Source organism: Stenotrophomonas sp. 22DLJC03, from assembly GCF_056861405.1.
On sequence record NZ_JBSPUG010000005.1, the window covers coordinates 34,394 to 46,948 of the forward strand.

Below are 12,555 nucleotides of genomic sequence, written 5' to 3' on the forward strand. Positions count from 1 at the left end.
ATGTTCAAACCCATTCCCGTGGCGATCGGCCTGCGCTACCTGCGCGCCAAGCGCCGCAACGGCTTCATCTCTTTCATCTCGATGGCATCGATCCTGGGCATTGCGCTCGGCGTCACCGTGCTGATCACCACCCTGGCGGTGATGAGCGGTTTCCAGAAGGAAATCCGCAGCCGCCTGCTGCAGATGACCGCGCACACCACCATCAGCCGCGACGGCGAGCCGATGCCGGACTGGATGCGTGTGGTCGACGTGGCCCGCAAGGACCCGCGCGTGGCCGGTGCCGCGCCTTACATCGAGATCCAGTCGATGATCAGCGGCCCGCGCGTGCAGGGCGCGATCATCCAGGGCATCGACCCGGCGCTTGAGCCGAAGGTGTCGGTGATCGACAAGAAGGTCACCAAGGGCAGCTACGACAGCCTCAAGCCAGGTAGCTTCAACCTGCTGCTGGGCAAGGAACTGGCGATCTGGCTGGGCGTGGACGTCGGCGACCAGGTACTGGTGACCTTCGCCGAAGTGCAGGGCACGCCTGCCGGTGCGGTGCCACGGATGAAACGCTTTACCGTGAGCGGCATTTTCGAGGCCGGCTACAACGAGGTCGACCGCGGCGTCGGCTTCGCCAACATGAAGGACCTGGAGCGCGTGCTGCGTTCCGATGGTGCTACCGGCGTACGGCTGAAACTGCACGACATGGACCGCTCGCTGGAAGTGGGCGTGGACCTGGCGCAGAACCTCGGTGGTGCGTACCGGGTGAGTGACTGGACCCAGCAGAACGCCAACCTCTACCACTCGCTGCGCATGGAGAAGGTGGTGATGGGCATCCTGCTGTCGTTGATCATCGCCATGGGCGCGTTCAACCTGGTGTCCTCGCAGGTGATGCTGGTCACCGACAAGCAGGCCGACATCGCCATCCTGCGCACGCTCGGCCTGACCCCGGGCGGGGTGATGCAGGTGTTCATGGTGCAGGGTTCCCTGATCGGCATCTTCGGCACCCTGGCCGGCCTGATCGGCGGCATCACCCTGACCCTCAATCTGGAACGCATCCTCGGCGCCATCGAGAGCGTGTTCAACGTCAAGCTGATGCCGGAGGATGTCTACTACATCACCGGCCTGCCGACCGACATGCAGACTGGCGACGTGGTGGCGATCACCGTGGTCGCGCTGCTGATGAGCTTCCTGGCCACCCTGTATCCCGCCTGGCGGGCAGCACGCACCCAGCCGGCGGAGGCCCTGCGCTATGAATAAGGTCTTCAATCGCGGCGATGAAGTGATCCGCGCCGAGGCATTGGGCAAAACCTATGCCGAGGGACGCATGCAGACCCCGGTGTTCGATGGCCTGGGCCTGACCGTGACCGCAGGCGAGACGGTGGCGATCATCGGTGCCTCCGGCGCCGGCAAGAGCACGCTGCTGCACCTGCTTGGCGGGCTGGATACTCCGACCGCCGGTGAGGTGTACGTGACCGGCCAGCGCATGTCGGCGCTGTCTGATACCGCGCGTGGCCTGCTGCGCAACCAGGCACTGGGCTTCGTCTACCAGTTCCACCACCTGCTGCCGGAATTCACCGCGTTGGAAAACGTGATGATGCCGGTGCTGCTGGCCGGCACCGCGGTGGCCGAAGCGAGCAGCCGTGCAACGACCCTGCTGGAGGCGGTCGGCCTTGGCCATCGTCTGGACCACAAGCCGGGCGAACTGTCCGGCGGTGAGCGCCAGCGCGCGGCGGTGGCGCGAGCGCTGGTCAACCACCCGGCCTGCGTGCTCGGCGACGAGCCGACTGGCAACCTCGATGACCGTACCGCCGCCACCGTGTTCGAGCTGATGCTGGAGCTCAACCGGGCGCGGCATACCAGCCTGGTGCTGGTGACCCACGACCGCAGCCTGGCGCGCCGCCTGGACCGGGTGCTGGAGCTGCGCGAAGGGCGCCTGCACGCGCTGGCCCATGCCGACGTCTGAGGCGTTGGGCCCGCTTTGGTAGAAGCCGACCTTGGTCGGCTGCTCCTGCAGGGCAAGCGCCAACCAGGGTTGGCGACTACCGGAATCCGGAGCCTTGGGCCTGCTTTGGTCGACCGCCGACCGGCTGCTGAATGGGGTACTGGCTTTCGCGCCGGCGTTGTCTGCGCAGGCGCATGATGGCGACAGTTCCCCGAGGAGATCGCCATGAAGACCCCGATCCTGATGGCCGGCCTCTGCCTGGCGCTGGCCGCCTGCGCGACCACCGGCCGGCTCAGCACTGCCGAAAAGCTTGACCTGTACCGTGCCCATGCCGGCGCGCCGCAGAACGACATGCAGTTCTTCGGCAGCCTCAATGGCTGGACCGAACTGGGTGACAGCGCGCTGGCAGTGTGGACGCGTCCCAGCGAAGCCTATCTGCTGGAACTGAGAGGTCCCTGCCAGGACCTGCCGTATGCCACCGCCATCGGCCTGACCAGCCAGATGAACCGTGTTTCGGCGCGTTTCGACAAAGTGCTGGTGCGCGACCCTACCGGCGGCCCGCGCATGCCGTGCTTCATCGACAGCATCCGCAAGCTGGACGTAAAGGCGCTGCGTGCCTCCGAGCAGGAGCTGCGCCAGGCGCAGGTGCAGGAGCGCGAGGAATCCGGGAAATAAACCGGTAGCGCCGGGCCATGCCCGGCGGATGCCTGGACGCCGGGCATGGCCCGGCGCTACCGGCAGGTCAGGCTTCCGGGGTAAAGCCTGCCGGCTTTTCCGCGTCTTTCTCGAACAGGAACTTGACCAGTTCGCCTTCGAGGAAAGCGCGATGCTCCGGCGTGCGCGGCGACAGGCGGTTTTCGTTGATCAGCATGGTCTGGTGCGCCAGCCATGCGGCCCAGGCCTGCTTGCCGATGTTGTTGAAGATGCGCTGGCCCAGCTCACCGGGGTAGGGCACGAAGTCCAGGCCCTCGGCATCGCGTTGTTCGTACTGGCAGAAGACGGTTCGGGGCATGGCACTCACTCGTGGTTGCGGGGTTTCGTGGATTTTCGTTTCGGTGCCTTGGTCGTGGCACCGTCGAGTAGTTTGCGGATCGGTGCCGGCAGGCCCAGCGCGGGCAGCTCGTCGGCGGCCACCCAGCGCAGCGTCGGTTCTTCCACGCGCAGGCCGTGCACCTGCCGCGACAGTACCTGCAGATGCAGCTTGTAGTGACTGAAGGTGTGCTGCAGCACTGGCAGCTCTTCGGCCTCTTCCAGCGAGCCGTCGACGTGCAGGTCGAACCAGTCCTGGAGCACGCTGCCGGCCTCGGCCTGTGGCAGCGTCCACAGCTGCGCCCAGATGCCGGTATCCGGCCGCTTCTGCAGCAGCACGCGCTGCTGGGCGTCGCGCAGCAGCAGCGCAACGGCCTCGCGCTCGGGCAGGGTCTTGCTGGGCTTGGGCGTGGGTAGTTCAGCGGTGCGGCCTTCGCGGCGTGCCACGCAGTCATCCTGCAGCGGGCAGATCACGCACGCCGGCTTGGCGCGGCTGCAGACCGTTGCACCCAGGTCCATCTGCGCCTGTGTGTAGTCGGCCATGCGCCCATCCGGCACCTGTGCCACATGCGCCTCGGCAATGGCCCATAGCTGCTTCTCGATCGCAGGCAGGCCCGGGAAGCCGTCGATGCCGTGGTAGCGGCAGAGCACGCGCTTGACGTTGCCGTCGAGGATCGCGAACGGATCGTTCCAGGCCTGGCTGAGGATCGCGCCGGCGGTACTGCGGCCTATGCCGGGCAGCGCGTGCAGCGCGTCGAAATCACGCGGCAGATCACCGTCGTGCAGTTCCACGCAGCGCTTGGCCGCGGCATGCAGGTTGCGCGCGCGGGCGTAGTAACCCAGCCCAGCCCACTGCGCCATGACCGCATCGTTGCTGGCCGCGGCGAGGTCAGGCAGGGTCGGGAAGTGTTGCAGGAACCGGTGGAAGTACGGGATGACCGTGGTCACCTGGGTCTGCTGCAGCATGATTTCCGACAGCCAGACCCGATAGGGGCTGCGCGGGTGCTGCCAGGGAAGGTCGTGGCGGCCGTGGTCGTCGAACCAGTGCAGCAGGCGGGCAACGAAGCTGTCTCTTTTGACCATCTCGGCGCTGGCGTGCGGCTGGCGTGGCATCGGCGTTCCGGAGGTGGGCAGCCACCCATGGGGTGGCTCTACCGGTTTCAGTAGAGCCACGCGATGCGTGGCTGCACGGTGTATCAGGCGCCCAGCGCCTCAGGCAGCAGGGCGTCGACGAAGGCTTCCGGATCGAACACGCGCAGGTCTTCCGGGCGCTCCCCGATGCCGGCAAAACGGATCGGAATGCCGAACTCGCGGGCCAGCGCGAACACCACACCGCCCTTGGCGGTGCCGTCCAGCTTGGTCACCACCAGGCCGGTAACGTTCACGGCGGCGTTGAACTGGCGCAGCTGCGACAGCGCGTTCTGGCCGGTGGTACCGTCGATCACCATCAGCACTTCGTGCGGTGCAGTGGGATCAATCTTGCCGAGCACGCGGCGGATCTTGCCCAGCTCATTCATCAGGCCGGACTGGGTATGCAGGCGGCCGGCGGTGTCGGCGATCAGCACCGAAGTGCCGCGGGCCTTGCCGGCCTGCAGCGCGTCGAATGCCACCGAAGCGGCGTCGGCGTTCTGACCCTGCGCGACCACGGCCACGCCGTTGCGCTCGCCCCAGGCCTGCAGCTGGGCCACTGCAGCCGCGCGGAAGGTGTCACCGGCGGCAAGCATCAGGCTGTGGCCTTCGTCCTTGAAGCGCTTGGCCAGCTTGCCAATGGTGGTGGTCTTGCCGACGCCGTTGACGCCGACGGTCAGCACCACGAAGGGCTTGGCAGTGCGGTCGATCACCAGCGGCTTGGCCACCGGCTGCAGGATCGCGATCAGTTCGGCACGCAGCGCGGCCAGCAAAGCGTTGGCATCGACGAATTCACGCGCCTTCATGCGCTTGCGCAGGCCCTCCACCAGATCGGTGGTGGCGCCGACGCCGACGTCGGCAGTGATCAGTGCGGTTTCCAGCTCGTCCAGCAGGTCGTCGTCGAGCTTGGGATTGCGCGAGAACAGGCCGCCGAAGCTGCGCGCGATGACACTGTTGCGCAGGCGTTCGCGCCAGCCGGGCTTGCCGGCCGTGGCCGGCACGGCGTCGACAGAGGCTGCGGCAGGCAGATCGTCGGCGATCGGTGCCGGGGTCGGCGCAGGCGTGGGCTCCGGCAGCGGCGCAGGCACCGGCTCGATGGCCGGGGTCGCAACAGGGGCGACGTCGATCTGCGCAGTCGGGCTCGGAGCGGTGGGAGCCGGGACTGCCGGGACCACCGGCGCTGGAGCCACCGGGGAGGGCTCGACGGTTGCCGGTGCAACCGCTGCCGGGGGCGGCTCGACGGGGGCAGGTGCAATTGGCGCAGCTGCCGGCGCCGGTTCCTTGTCCTCGACGGGCGCGGTCGACGGGAACGCCGCGGCCAGCTCTTCAGCCGAGTAGTGCTGGGTCTTGGGTGCCTCCGTTGCGGGGGCGTCCTGGGGCTTCTTGCGGCGGAAAAAACTGAGCATTGGCAAAAGGCGCTGAAATCAGAGGGATATGCTACCACTCGGGCCTGTCGGGCCGATGTGGACTCAAGGTCGCGGCCCATCGGCCGTTAACCGGTCCGGAGGGCTGCGCAGGGCGGCCCGGAGGCCGCCATGAACAATGTGATGGGAATCGCCCTCAGCGGAATGCGCGTGGCCCAGCAGGGCGTGCAGGTGGCCGCGCACAACGTGGCCAACCTGGCGACTCCCGATGCCCAGCGCCTGCAGCTGAAGCGTAGTGCGGTGGAGCAGGGCGGGGTGCAGGCCTCGGTGACCCCTGCCGGCGTCGATGCCGCCGCACCGCTGGGAGATCTGCTGGCAGCGAAAGCCGAAGTGGTGGCCTTCGCCGCCAATGCCACGGTGATCCGCCGCCAGGACCAGATGCTGGGCTCGCTGCTGGATCGCGAAGCCTGAACCCCCTCGGTCGGCGCCAACCGCCGCCCCTGGTGGGTGCCAACCTTGGTTGGCACGCTCGACCCGCCCCGGTAGGTGCCAACCTTGGTTGGCACGCTTTTCGAGTGTCAACCAAGGTTGCCGCCTACCCGGGCAAAAGTGCCAACCAAGGTTGGCATCTACCAGAGCAGCGCCGGGCCATGCCCGGCGACCACCGCCTCGATCAGGCCGACAACTCCAGCAGCAGCTTGTTCAGGCGTGCCACGTAGGCGCCCGGGTCCTTCAGGCTGTCGCCGGCGGCCAGCGCAGCCTGGTCGAACAGCACCCGGCCCAGGTCGTCGAAGCGTGCGCCATCGGCTTCCGCATCCAGCTTGGCGATCAGCGGATGACCTGGATTGATCTCCAGTACCGGCTTGCTGTCCGGCACCTTCTGCCCGCTGGCTTCCAGGATCTGGCGCATCTGCAGGCCCAGGTCCTGTTCGCCGATGGCCAGCACCGCCGGCGAATCGGTCAGGCGGTGCGAGACGCGCACTTCGGCCACGTCATCGCCCAGCACCGTCTTCAGGCGCTCGACGAGGCCCTGCTTGTCCTTTGCTGCCGCTTCCTGCTCCTGCTTGTCGGCTTCGCTTTCTAGCGCACCCAGGTCGAGGTCACCACGCGCGATGTCGACGAAGCCCTTGCCGTCGAAATCGGTCAGGTAGCCCATCAGCCACTCGTCGATGCGGTCGGTCAGCAGCAGCACTTCCACGCCCTTCTTGCGGAACACTTCCAGGTGCGGGCTGTTGCGCACCTGGCTGTAGCTCTCGCCGGTCAGGTAATAGATCTTGTCCTGGCCTTCGGCCATTCGGCCAATGTAATCGGCCAGCGACACGCTCTGCGCATCGCCGTCGCCACGGGTGGAGGCGAAGCGCAGCAGGCCGGCCACCTTCTCGCGGTTGTTGTAGTCCTCGGCCGGGCCTTCCTTCAGCACCTGGCCGAATTCCTTCCAGAACGTGGCGTACTGCTCCGGCTTGTCGGCGGCCAGCTTGTCCAGCATGTCCAGCGAGCGCTTGGTCAGCGCGGCCTTCATCGAATCGATGACCGGGCCGGACTGCAGGATCTCGCGCGAAACGTTCAGCGACAGATCATTGGAATCAACCACGCCCTTGATGAAGCGCAGGTACAGCGGCAGGAACTGCTCGGCCTGGTCCATCACGAACACGCGCTGCACATACAGCTTCAGGCCCTTGGGTGCATCGCGGTGATACAGGTCGAACGGCGCGCGGCCCGGCACGTACAGCAGCGAGGTGTACTCGAGCTTGCCTTCGACCTTGTTGTGGCTCCACGCCAGCGGGTCGCTGTGGTCGTGCGCCACGTGCTTGTAGAACTCGGTGTACTCGGCGTCGCTGATTTCAGTACGCGGACGGGTCCACAGCGCGCTGGCGCGGTTGACGGTCTCCCACTCGACGGCCGCGCCTTCTTCGGTGCCTTCCTTCGGCATCTGGATCGGCAGGCCGATATGGTCCGAGTACTTCTTGAGGATGCTGCGCAGGCGCCAACCGTCTGCGAAATCGTGCTCGCCGTCCTTCAGGTGCAGCACGATGCGGGTGCCGCGCTCGGCCTTGTCGACGGTGGCAACGTCGAAATCGCCTTCACCGCGGGAGGTCCAGCGCACACCTTCGCCTGCAGCCAGGCCGGCGCGGCGCGAGGTCACTTCGACTTCGTCGGCGACAATGAAGGCGCTGTAGAAGCCGACGCCGAACTGGCCGATCAGCTGCGAATCCTTCTTCTGGTCGCCGGACAGCTGGCGCAGGAAATCGCCGGTGCCGGACTTGGCGATGGTGCCGAGGTGGGCAATGGCTTCGGCGCGGCTCATGCCGATGCCGTTGTCTTCGATGGTGATGGTGTGGGCGGCGGGGTCGAAGCTGACGCGCACGCGCGGTTCGCTGTCGCCTTCCAGCAGGGCGGGCTGGGTCAGGGCCTCGAAGCGCAGCTTGTCGGCGGCGTCGGCGGCGTTGGAGACCAGCTCACGCAGGAAGATCTCCTTGTTGGAGTACAGCGAGTGGATCATCAGCTGCAGCAGCTGCTTGACTTCGGTCTGGAAGCCAAGGGTTTCGGTCTGGGTGGTCTCGGTCATCGATAAGGCTCCGTGTGCAATGCCGCGCCAGCGCGTGCGGCCTCGCCAAGGGGTATGGCTGATTGTCCCGAAATCAAGGGGTTGGTCGGCCGGGCTGCGCCCGGCACCCGCTCAGTGCAACTGCAACTGCAACTGCCAAAGCCAGAGCCAGAGCGGCATTCCGTGGGATGGCGCGGCACTGTGGGTTCGCGGGGACGGCGCAAGTACGTCCATGTAGCCTTGGTCGCCGCATCCATGCGGCTCACACCCCGCGAACCCACAGTGCCCTGCCTCTGACAGGTTCACGCGGCTGTTGGTAGGTGTCGACCTTGGTCGACACATCTGTCAGATATCGATACATCAAATGGGGTCAGATCCGTTTTCCTACGGAAAACGGATCTGACCCCAAGAGACGTTCCGACAGATCGCAGAAAACTGTCGAAGGCGGGGTGGGTCAGGTTGTGGGGGCTTGGCCGCGGCATGGATGCCGCGGCCAAGCCCCCATGGACGGGTTTACGGCGTCCCCCACAGCCTGACCCACCCCGGCCTACCCACAGGAAACCAGCTTTTGCCGTTGCTCTGGTTGTTGCTTCGGCCGTTGCTTCGGCCTCTGCGGGTGCCGGGCGCAGCCCGGCCGAACTACAATCCTGCTCATGCTGAAATTCTCGAATACCTCCCGCCGGGGGCGCCGGTGAGCGGCCGCGGTGGCAATGACGGCCAGGTCCGCATCATCGGCGGTCGCTGGCGCAATACCCGCCTGCCGGTGCCGACCCTGCCGGGGCTGCGGCCCAGCAGCGACCGCGTGCGCGAGACCCTTTTCAACTGGTTGATGCCCAGGTTGGGCGGTGCGCGGGTGCTCGATCTGTTCGCCGGCAGTGGCGCGCTGGGCCTGGAGGCGGTCTCGCGCGGTGCCGCGCACGCCACCCTGGTCGAGCGCGACGCGCAGCTGGGGCGCAATCTGACCGCCGCTGTCGCCAAGCTGCAGGCCACCGACCAGATCACGGTCGTGCAGGCCGACGCCGTGCGCTGGCTGCAGGGCGCGCCCGCGCAGCAGGCCGACCTGGTCTTCATCGACCCGCCGTTCGCCGATGGCCTGTGGCAGGACGTACTGGCCCAGCTGCCCCGGCACCTGACCACCGATGCCTGGCTGTACCTGGAGTCGCCGGCCGGCCACGTGCCGGCGCTGCCGCCGGAATGGCTGCTGCACCGCGAGGGCAGTACCCGTGAGGTGCGCTTTGCCCTGTACCGCCGCGCCACTGCTACACTTTGACCTCATCTGAACATCTGCAACCGCCCATGACCGTGGCCAACCGCCGCATCGCCGTCTATCCCGGCACGTTCGACCCCATCACCAATGGTCATATCGACCTGGTGAGCCGGGCCGCACCGCTGTTTGAAAAGGTCGTGGTGGGCGTGGCGCAGAGCCCCTCGAAGGGACCGGCACTGCCGCTGGAGCAGCGCGTACAGCTGGCGCGTGGCGCCCTGGGCCACCACAGCAACGTCGAGGTCATCGGCTTCGATACGCTGCTGGCCCATTTTGTACGTTCGGTGCAGGGCGGTGTGCTGCTGCGCGGGCTGCGCGCGGTGTCCGACTTCGAGTACGAATTCCAGATGGCGAGCATGAACCGCCACCTGATTCCGGAGGTCGAGACCCTGTTCCTGACCCCGGCCGAGCAGCACAGCTTCATTTCGTCATCGCTGGTCCGCGAGATCGCGCGCCTGGGCGGCGACGTGTCCGGTTTCGTGCCGGCCGCGGTGCTGGAAGCCCTGCGCAAGGTCCGCGAAGCGAAGTCGGCGCAGTCGTAAGCCCCGCGGTACCCGCACCCCCTTTACGTACAACACCACGCACCATTCCGGGAGGAAACCCATGAACACCACCATGCGCGCGATGCTGATCGCTTCGTTGGCCCTGGCCTTCACCGCCTGCAAGAAGGAAGAGGCCGCTCCGGTCGACGAGGCCAAGCAGGCCCTGGTCGCTCCGGCCAAGGACGACGATGCAGGCTGGAAGAAGTACCTGCAGGAAGTGGCGATCCAGAACATGGGCAACATCACCAACAGCCCGTTCCTGTACTACCTGTCGCCGGAATCGGATCCGGACTTCCAGGCCAAGTACGAGCGCCAGACCGAAAGCGCGACCCAGGCCGTGGCCCGTGGCGTGCAGCCGGGCAACATGCTGGCCTTCGGTTCGTCGGCCTCGGGCAAGATGGCTGACATGATCCAGGCTGTCTTCAAGGACGTGTCGCCGGATTCGATGAAGGGCGTGCGCGTCGTCTTCATCGGCCAGTCGGCCGACAATGCCCGCGTGCAGGCTGCCATCCAGCCGACCGGTGCCGAGTACATTTTCGTCGAAGCCAAGTAAGACCGAGCCGAGGCGGTCGTGCTTCGGCACGGCCCGGGCGGCGCCCTGCGAGGGGCGCCGCTGATGACCTGACCGGCCCGCGCGCCCGCGCAGGCCGGTCCTTGTCCCAAGGCGCGGGCGTGGAGTATCGCCATGTCGCTGAAAATCAATGAGCTCTGCGTCAACTGCGACGTATGCGAGCCGGCCTGCCCGAACCAGGCCATTGCGATGGGTGAAACCATCTACGTGATCGACCCTGCGCGCTGCACCGAATGCGTGGGTCATTTCGACGAGCCACAGTGCGTGGTCGTCTGCCCGGTCGAGTGCATCGACCCGGACCCGGAGATCGTGGAAACGGAAGACCAGCTGCTGGCCAAGCTGCGCCAGCTGCAGCACGATCACCCCGAACTCTACGCGGAGCCCCCATCCGAATGAAGACGCTGATCGTCCGCCCCTTGTTGCTGCTTGGCCTGCTGCTGAGTCCGATCGCCTGGGCCGACAGCCCGGTCCGGGCCGAGCGCCCCGATGGTGCGGCCATCGCCAGTGGCCACCGACTGGCCACCCAGGCCGGCATCGACATCCTAGCGCAGGGCGGCAACGCCTTCGACGCCGCAGTGGCGGTGTCGTCCACGCTGGCGGTGGTCGAGCCGATCAGCTCGGGCCTGGGCGGCGGCGGCTTCTTCCTGCTGCATGATGCGGCCACCGGCAAGGATGTGATGCTGGACGCGCGCGAGACCGCGCCGGCCGCTGCGACCCCGCAGGCCTACCTGGACAAGAAGGGCGACCTCGACCGTGACCGCTCGGTCAACGGGCCGTGGTCGGCTGGCATCCCCGGCCTGCCGGCGGCGCTGGTCGAGCTCTCGGCCAAGCACGGCAAGCTGCCGCTGTCGGCCTCGCTGCAACCGGCGATCCGCATCGCCCGCGAAGGCTTCCCGGTGTACGACCGCATGGCCAAGGGCTATGCCTCGCGCCGTGAAGTGATGGAACGCTACCCCGGCACGCGCGAGGTTTACCTGCGCAACGGCAAGCCGATCGCCACCGGCGACCTGTTCCAGCAGCCGGAGCTGGCGCAGACCCTGGAACGCCTCGCCGCTGACGGCTTCGATGGCTTCTACAAGGGCCAGACCGGCAAGCTGCTGCTGGCCGGCGTGAAACAGGCCGGTGGCAAGTGGACCGCCGAGGAGCTGTCGGGCTACCGCGTGAAGCTGCGCGAGCCGATCGTCTTCAACTACCGCGACTGGAAGATCACCACGGCGTCGCCGCCGTCTTCCGGCGGCATCGCGCTCGCGTCGATGCTGCAGATCCTGGAAGGCTGGGACCTGAAGTCGATGGATGAGGCCCACCGCACCCACCTGGTGGTGGAAGCGATGCGCCGTGCCTACCGTGACCGCACCTTCTTCCTCGGCGATCCGGACTTCGTGCAGATCCCGCAGAAGGTGCTGACCAGCAAGGATTACGCGCAGGGCCTGCGCGCCACCATCCATCCGGAGAAGGCCACGCCCAGCGACCTGCTGTCGGGCAACCCGACCCCGCTGGAGGACGACGAGACCACCCATTTCTCGATCATCGACCGCGACGGCAACCGGGTTGGCGCCACCCAGACCGTCAACCTGCTGTACGGCTCGGGCCTGATTCCGAAGGGCACCGGCGTGCTGCTGAACAACGAGATGGACGACTTCGCGCTCAAGCCGGGTACGCCCAACGCGTTCGGCGTGATGGGCTATGAGGCCAATGCGCCGAAGCCGGGCAAGCGCATGCTCAGCTCGATGACGCCGACCTTCATGGAGAATGCCGACAAGGTGGTGGTACTGGGCACGCCGGGCGGCAGCCGCATCATCACCATGGTGCTGCTGGGCATCCTCGGCTACGACGCCGGCCTGGACGCGCAGCAGGTCGCCGCGCTGCCGCGCTACCACCACCAGTGGCTGCCGGACCTGATCGAAGCCGAGAACGATGCGTTCGACGCCGGCACGGTGAAGCAGTTGCAGGCGATGGGCCACAAGATCGACCTGCCGGGCGATGTCGCCGCCGGCGGCCGCGGTTCCAGCCACGTCTGGGGCAACCTGCAGACCGTGGAATGGGACCGCAAAGCGAACAAACTGTTCGGTGGCAGCGACCCGCGCAACCCGGTGGGCAGTGCCCAGGTTGTACCGGCGCATTGATGCTCCGGTAGCGCCGGGCCATGCCCGGCGTACGGAGAGTCTGGAGACCCCGCCAACCGGCG

Annotated in this window: 13 protein-coding genes; 9 read left to right on the forward strand and 4 right to left on the reverse strand. The window is 66.9% G+C overall.

Going from position 1 to position 12,555, the window contains the following annotated elements:
- From AC13GA_RS16675 to AC13GA_RS16685, 3 genes are all read left to right on the forward strand, one after another.
- Complete coding sequence (locus tag AC13GA_RS16675) at nucleotides 1–1,242, forward strand: lipoprotein-releasing ABC transporter permease subunit (protein ID WP_046987012.1); 1,242 nt, start codon at nucleotides 1–3, stop codon at nucleotides 1,240–1,242.
- Nucleotides 1,235–1,948 (forward strand): lipoprotein-releasing ABC transporter ATP-binding protein LolD, encoded by a 714-nt coding sequence (gene lolD, locus AC13GA_RS16680; protein ID WP_004153158.1) that lies wholly within the window; start codon nucleotides 1,235–1,237, stop codon nucleotides 1,946–1,948. Before AC13GA_RS16675 ends, lolD begins: the two co-directional genes overlap by 8 nt.
- Before the next feature lie 204 nt (nucleotides 1,949–2,152).
- Entirely contained in the window at nucleotides 2,153–2,602 is a 450-nt protein-coding gene (locus tag AC13GA_RS16685) for a DUF6491 family protein (RefSeq protein WP_482998568.1), read from the forward strand.
- Between the two features lie 67 nt (nucleotides 2,603–2,669).
- On the opposite strand, the gene AC13GA_RS16690 is transcribed toward AC13GA_RS16685, so the two are convergent.
- The 3 genes from AC13GA_RS16690 to ftsY all read right to left on the reverse strand — a co-directional run bounded on the left by AC13GA_RS16690 (nucleotide 2,670) and on the right by ftsY (nucleotide 5,490).
- Complete coding sequence (locus AC13GA_RS16690) at nucleotides 2,670–2,939, reverse strand: oxidative damage protection protein (RefSeq protein WP_014036808.1); 270 nt, start codon at nucleotides 2,937–2,939, stop codon at nucleotides 2,670–2,672.
- Between the two features lie 5 nt (nucleotides 2,940–2,944).
- Nucleotides 2,945–4,069, reverse strand: coding sequence for an A/G-specific adenine glycosylase (mutY, locus tag AC13GA_RS16695; protein ID WP_136638817.1), 1,125 nt, complete (start codon nucleotides 4,067–4,069; stop codon nucleotides 2,945–2,947).
- A gap of 83 nt (nucleotides 4,070–4,152) precedes the next feature.
- On the reverse strand, nucleotides 4,153–5,490 hold the full coding sequence (ftsY, locus tag AC13GA_RS16700) for a signal recognition particle-docking protein FtsY (protein ID WP_253078902.1): 1,338 nt from the start codon (nucleotides 5,488–5,490) through the stop codon (nucleotides 4,153–4,155).
- 129 nt (nucleotides 5,491–5,619) lie between these two features.
- Between ftsY and AC13GA_RS16705 the strand changes: the two genes are divergently transcribed.
- Nucleotides 5,620–5,919: a hypothetical protein gene (locus tag AC13GA_RS16705; RefSeq protein WP_136638815.1), complete on the forward strand. Its 300-nt coding sequence runs from the start codon at nucleotides 5,620–5,622 to the stop codon at nucleotides 5,917–5,919.
- 202 nt (nucleotides 5,920–6,121) lie between these two features.
- Here AC13GA_RS16705 and htpG read toward each other — a convergent pair whose 3' ends face one another.
- Nucleotides 6,122–8,014, reverse strand: a complete 1,893-nt coding sequence (htpG, locus tag AC13GA_RS16710) for a molecular chaperone HtpG (protein WP_482998569.1) — start codon at nucleotides 8,012–8,014, stop codon at nucleotides 6,122–6,124.
- 640 nt (nucleotides 8,015–8,654) lie between these two features.
- On the opposite strand from htpG, the gene rsmD reads away from it, so the two are divergent.
- The 5 genes from rsmD to ggt all read left to right on the forward strand — a co-directional run bounded on the left by rsmD (nucleotide 8,655) and on the right by ggt (nucleotide 12,493).
- Nucleotides 8,655–9,263, forward strand: coding sequence for a 16S rRNA (guanine(966)-N(2))-methyltransferase RsmD (rsmD, locus tag AC13GA_RS16715; RefSeq protein ID WP_482998677.1), 609 nt, complete (start codon nucleotides 8,655–8,657; stop codon nucleotides 9,261–9,263).
- A 26-nt stretch (nucleotides 9,264–9,289) separates the two neighbouring features.
- The gene (gene coaD / locus AC13GA_RS16720; protein WP_008267036.1) at nucleotides 9,290–9,799 is read left to right on the forward strand and encodes a pantetheine-phosphate adenylyltransferase; all 510 of its coding nucleotides are present in this window, start codon (nucleotides 9,290–9,292) and stop codon (nucleotides 9,797–9,799) included.
- Between the two features lie 61 nt (nucleotides 9,800–9,860).
- A complete protein-coding gene (locus AC13GA_RS16725) occupies nucleotides 9,861–10,352 on the forward strand; it encodes a hypothetical protein (protein ID WP_005409092.1) in 492 nt (163 codons plus the stop codon).
- Between the two features lie 132 nt (nucleotides 10,353–10,484).
- Nucleotides 10,485–10,766 carry a YfhL family 4Fe-4S dicluster ferredoxin gene (locus AC13GA_RS16730; protein WP_004153175.1) on the forward strand — a complete coding sequence of 94 codons (282 nt, stop codon included), beginning with the start codon at nucleotides 10,485–10,487 and terminating at the stop codon, nucleotides 10,764–10,766.
- Nucleotides 10,763–12,493 carry a gamma-glutamyltransferase gene (ggt, locus tag AC13GA_RS16735; RefSeq protein ID WP_253078898.1) on the forward strand — a complete coding sequence of 577 codons (1,731 nt, stop codon included), beginning with the start codon at nucleotides 10,763–10,765 and terminating at the stop codon, nucleotides 12,491–12,493. The genes AC13GA_RS16730 and ggt overlap by 4 nt, the downstream gene beginning before the upstream one ends.
- Nucleotides 12,494–12,555 lie beyond the last annotated feature (62 nt).

Excerpts from the sequence above, each read along its gene's own strand:
- AC13GA_RS16675 (WP_046987012.1), top strand. The coding sequence starts at position 1 with ATGTTCAAACCCATTCCCGTGGCGATCGGCCTGCGCTACCTGCGCGCC.
- lolD (WP_004153158.1), top strand. The coding sequence starts at position 1,235 with ATGAATAAGGTCTTCAATCGCGGCGATGAAGTGATCCGCGCCGAGGCA.
- AC13GA_RS16685 (WP_482998568.1), top strand. The coding sequence starts at position 2,153 with ATGAAGACCCCGATCCTGATGGCCGGCCTCTGCCTGGCGCTGGCCGCC.
- AC13GA_RS16690 (WP_014036808.1), bottom strand. The coding sequence starts at position 2,939 with ATGCCCCGAACCGTCTTCTGCCAGTACGAACAACGCGATGCCGAGGGC.
- mutY (WP_136638817.1), bottom strand. The coding sequence starts at position 4,069 with ATGCCACGCCAGCCGCACGCCAGCGCCGAGATGGTCAAAAGAGACAGC.
- ftsY (WP_253078902.1), bottom strand. The coding sequence starts at position 5,490 with ATGCTCAGTTTTTTCCGCCGCAAGAAGCCCCAGGACGCCCCCGCAACG.
- AC13GA_RS16705 (WP_136638815.1), top strand. The coding sequence starts at position 5,620 with ATGAACAATGTGATGGGAATCGCCCTCAGCGGAATGCGCGTGGCCCAG.
- htpG (WP_482998569.1), bottom strand. The coding sequence starts at position 8,014 with ATGACCGAGACCACCCAGACCGAAACCCTTGGCTTCCAGACCGAAGTC.
- coaD (WP_008267036.1), top strand. The coding sequence starts at position 9,290 with ATGACCGTGGCCAACCGCCGCATCGCCGTCTATCCCGGCACGTTCGAC.
- AC13GA_RS16725 (WP_005409092.1), top strand. The coding sequence starts at position 9,861 with ATGAACACCACCATGCGCGCGATGCTGATCGCTTCGTTGGCCCTGGCC.
- AC13GA_RS16730 (WP_004153175.1), top strand. The coding sequence starts at position 10,485 with ATGTCGCTGAAAATCAATGAGCTCTGCGTCAACTGCGACGTATGCGAG.
- ggt (WP_253078898.1), top strand. The coding sequence starts at position 10,763 with ATGAAGACGCTGATCGTCCGCCCCTTGTTGCTGCTTGGCCTGCTGCTG.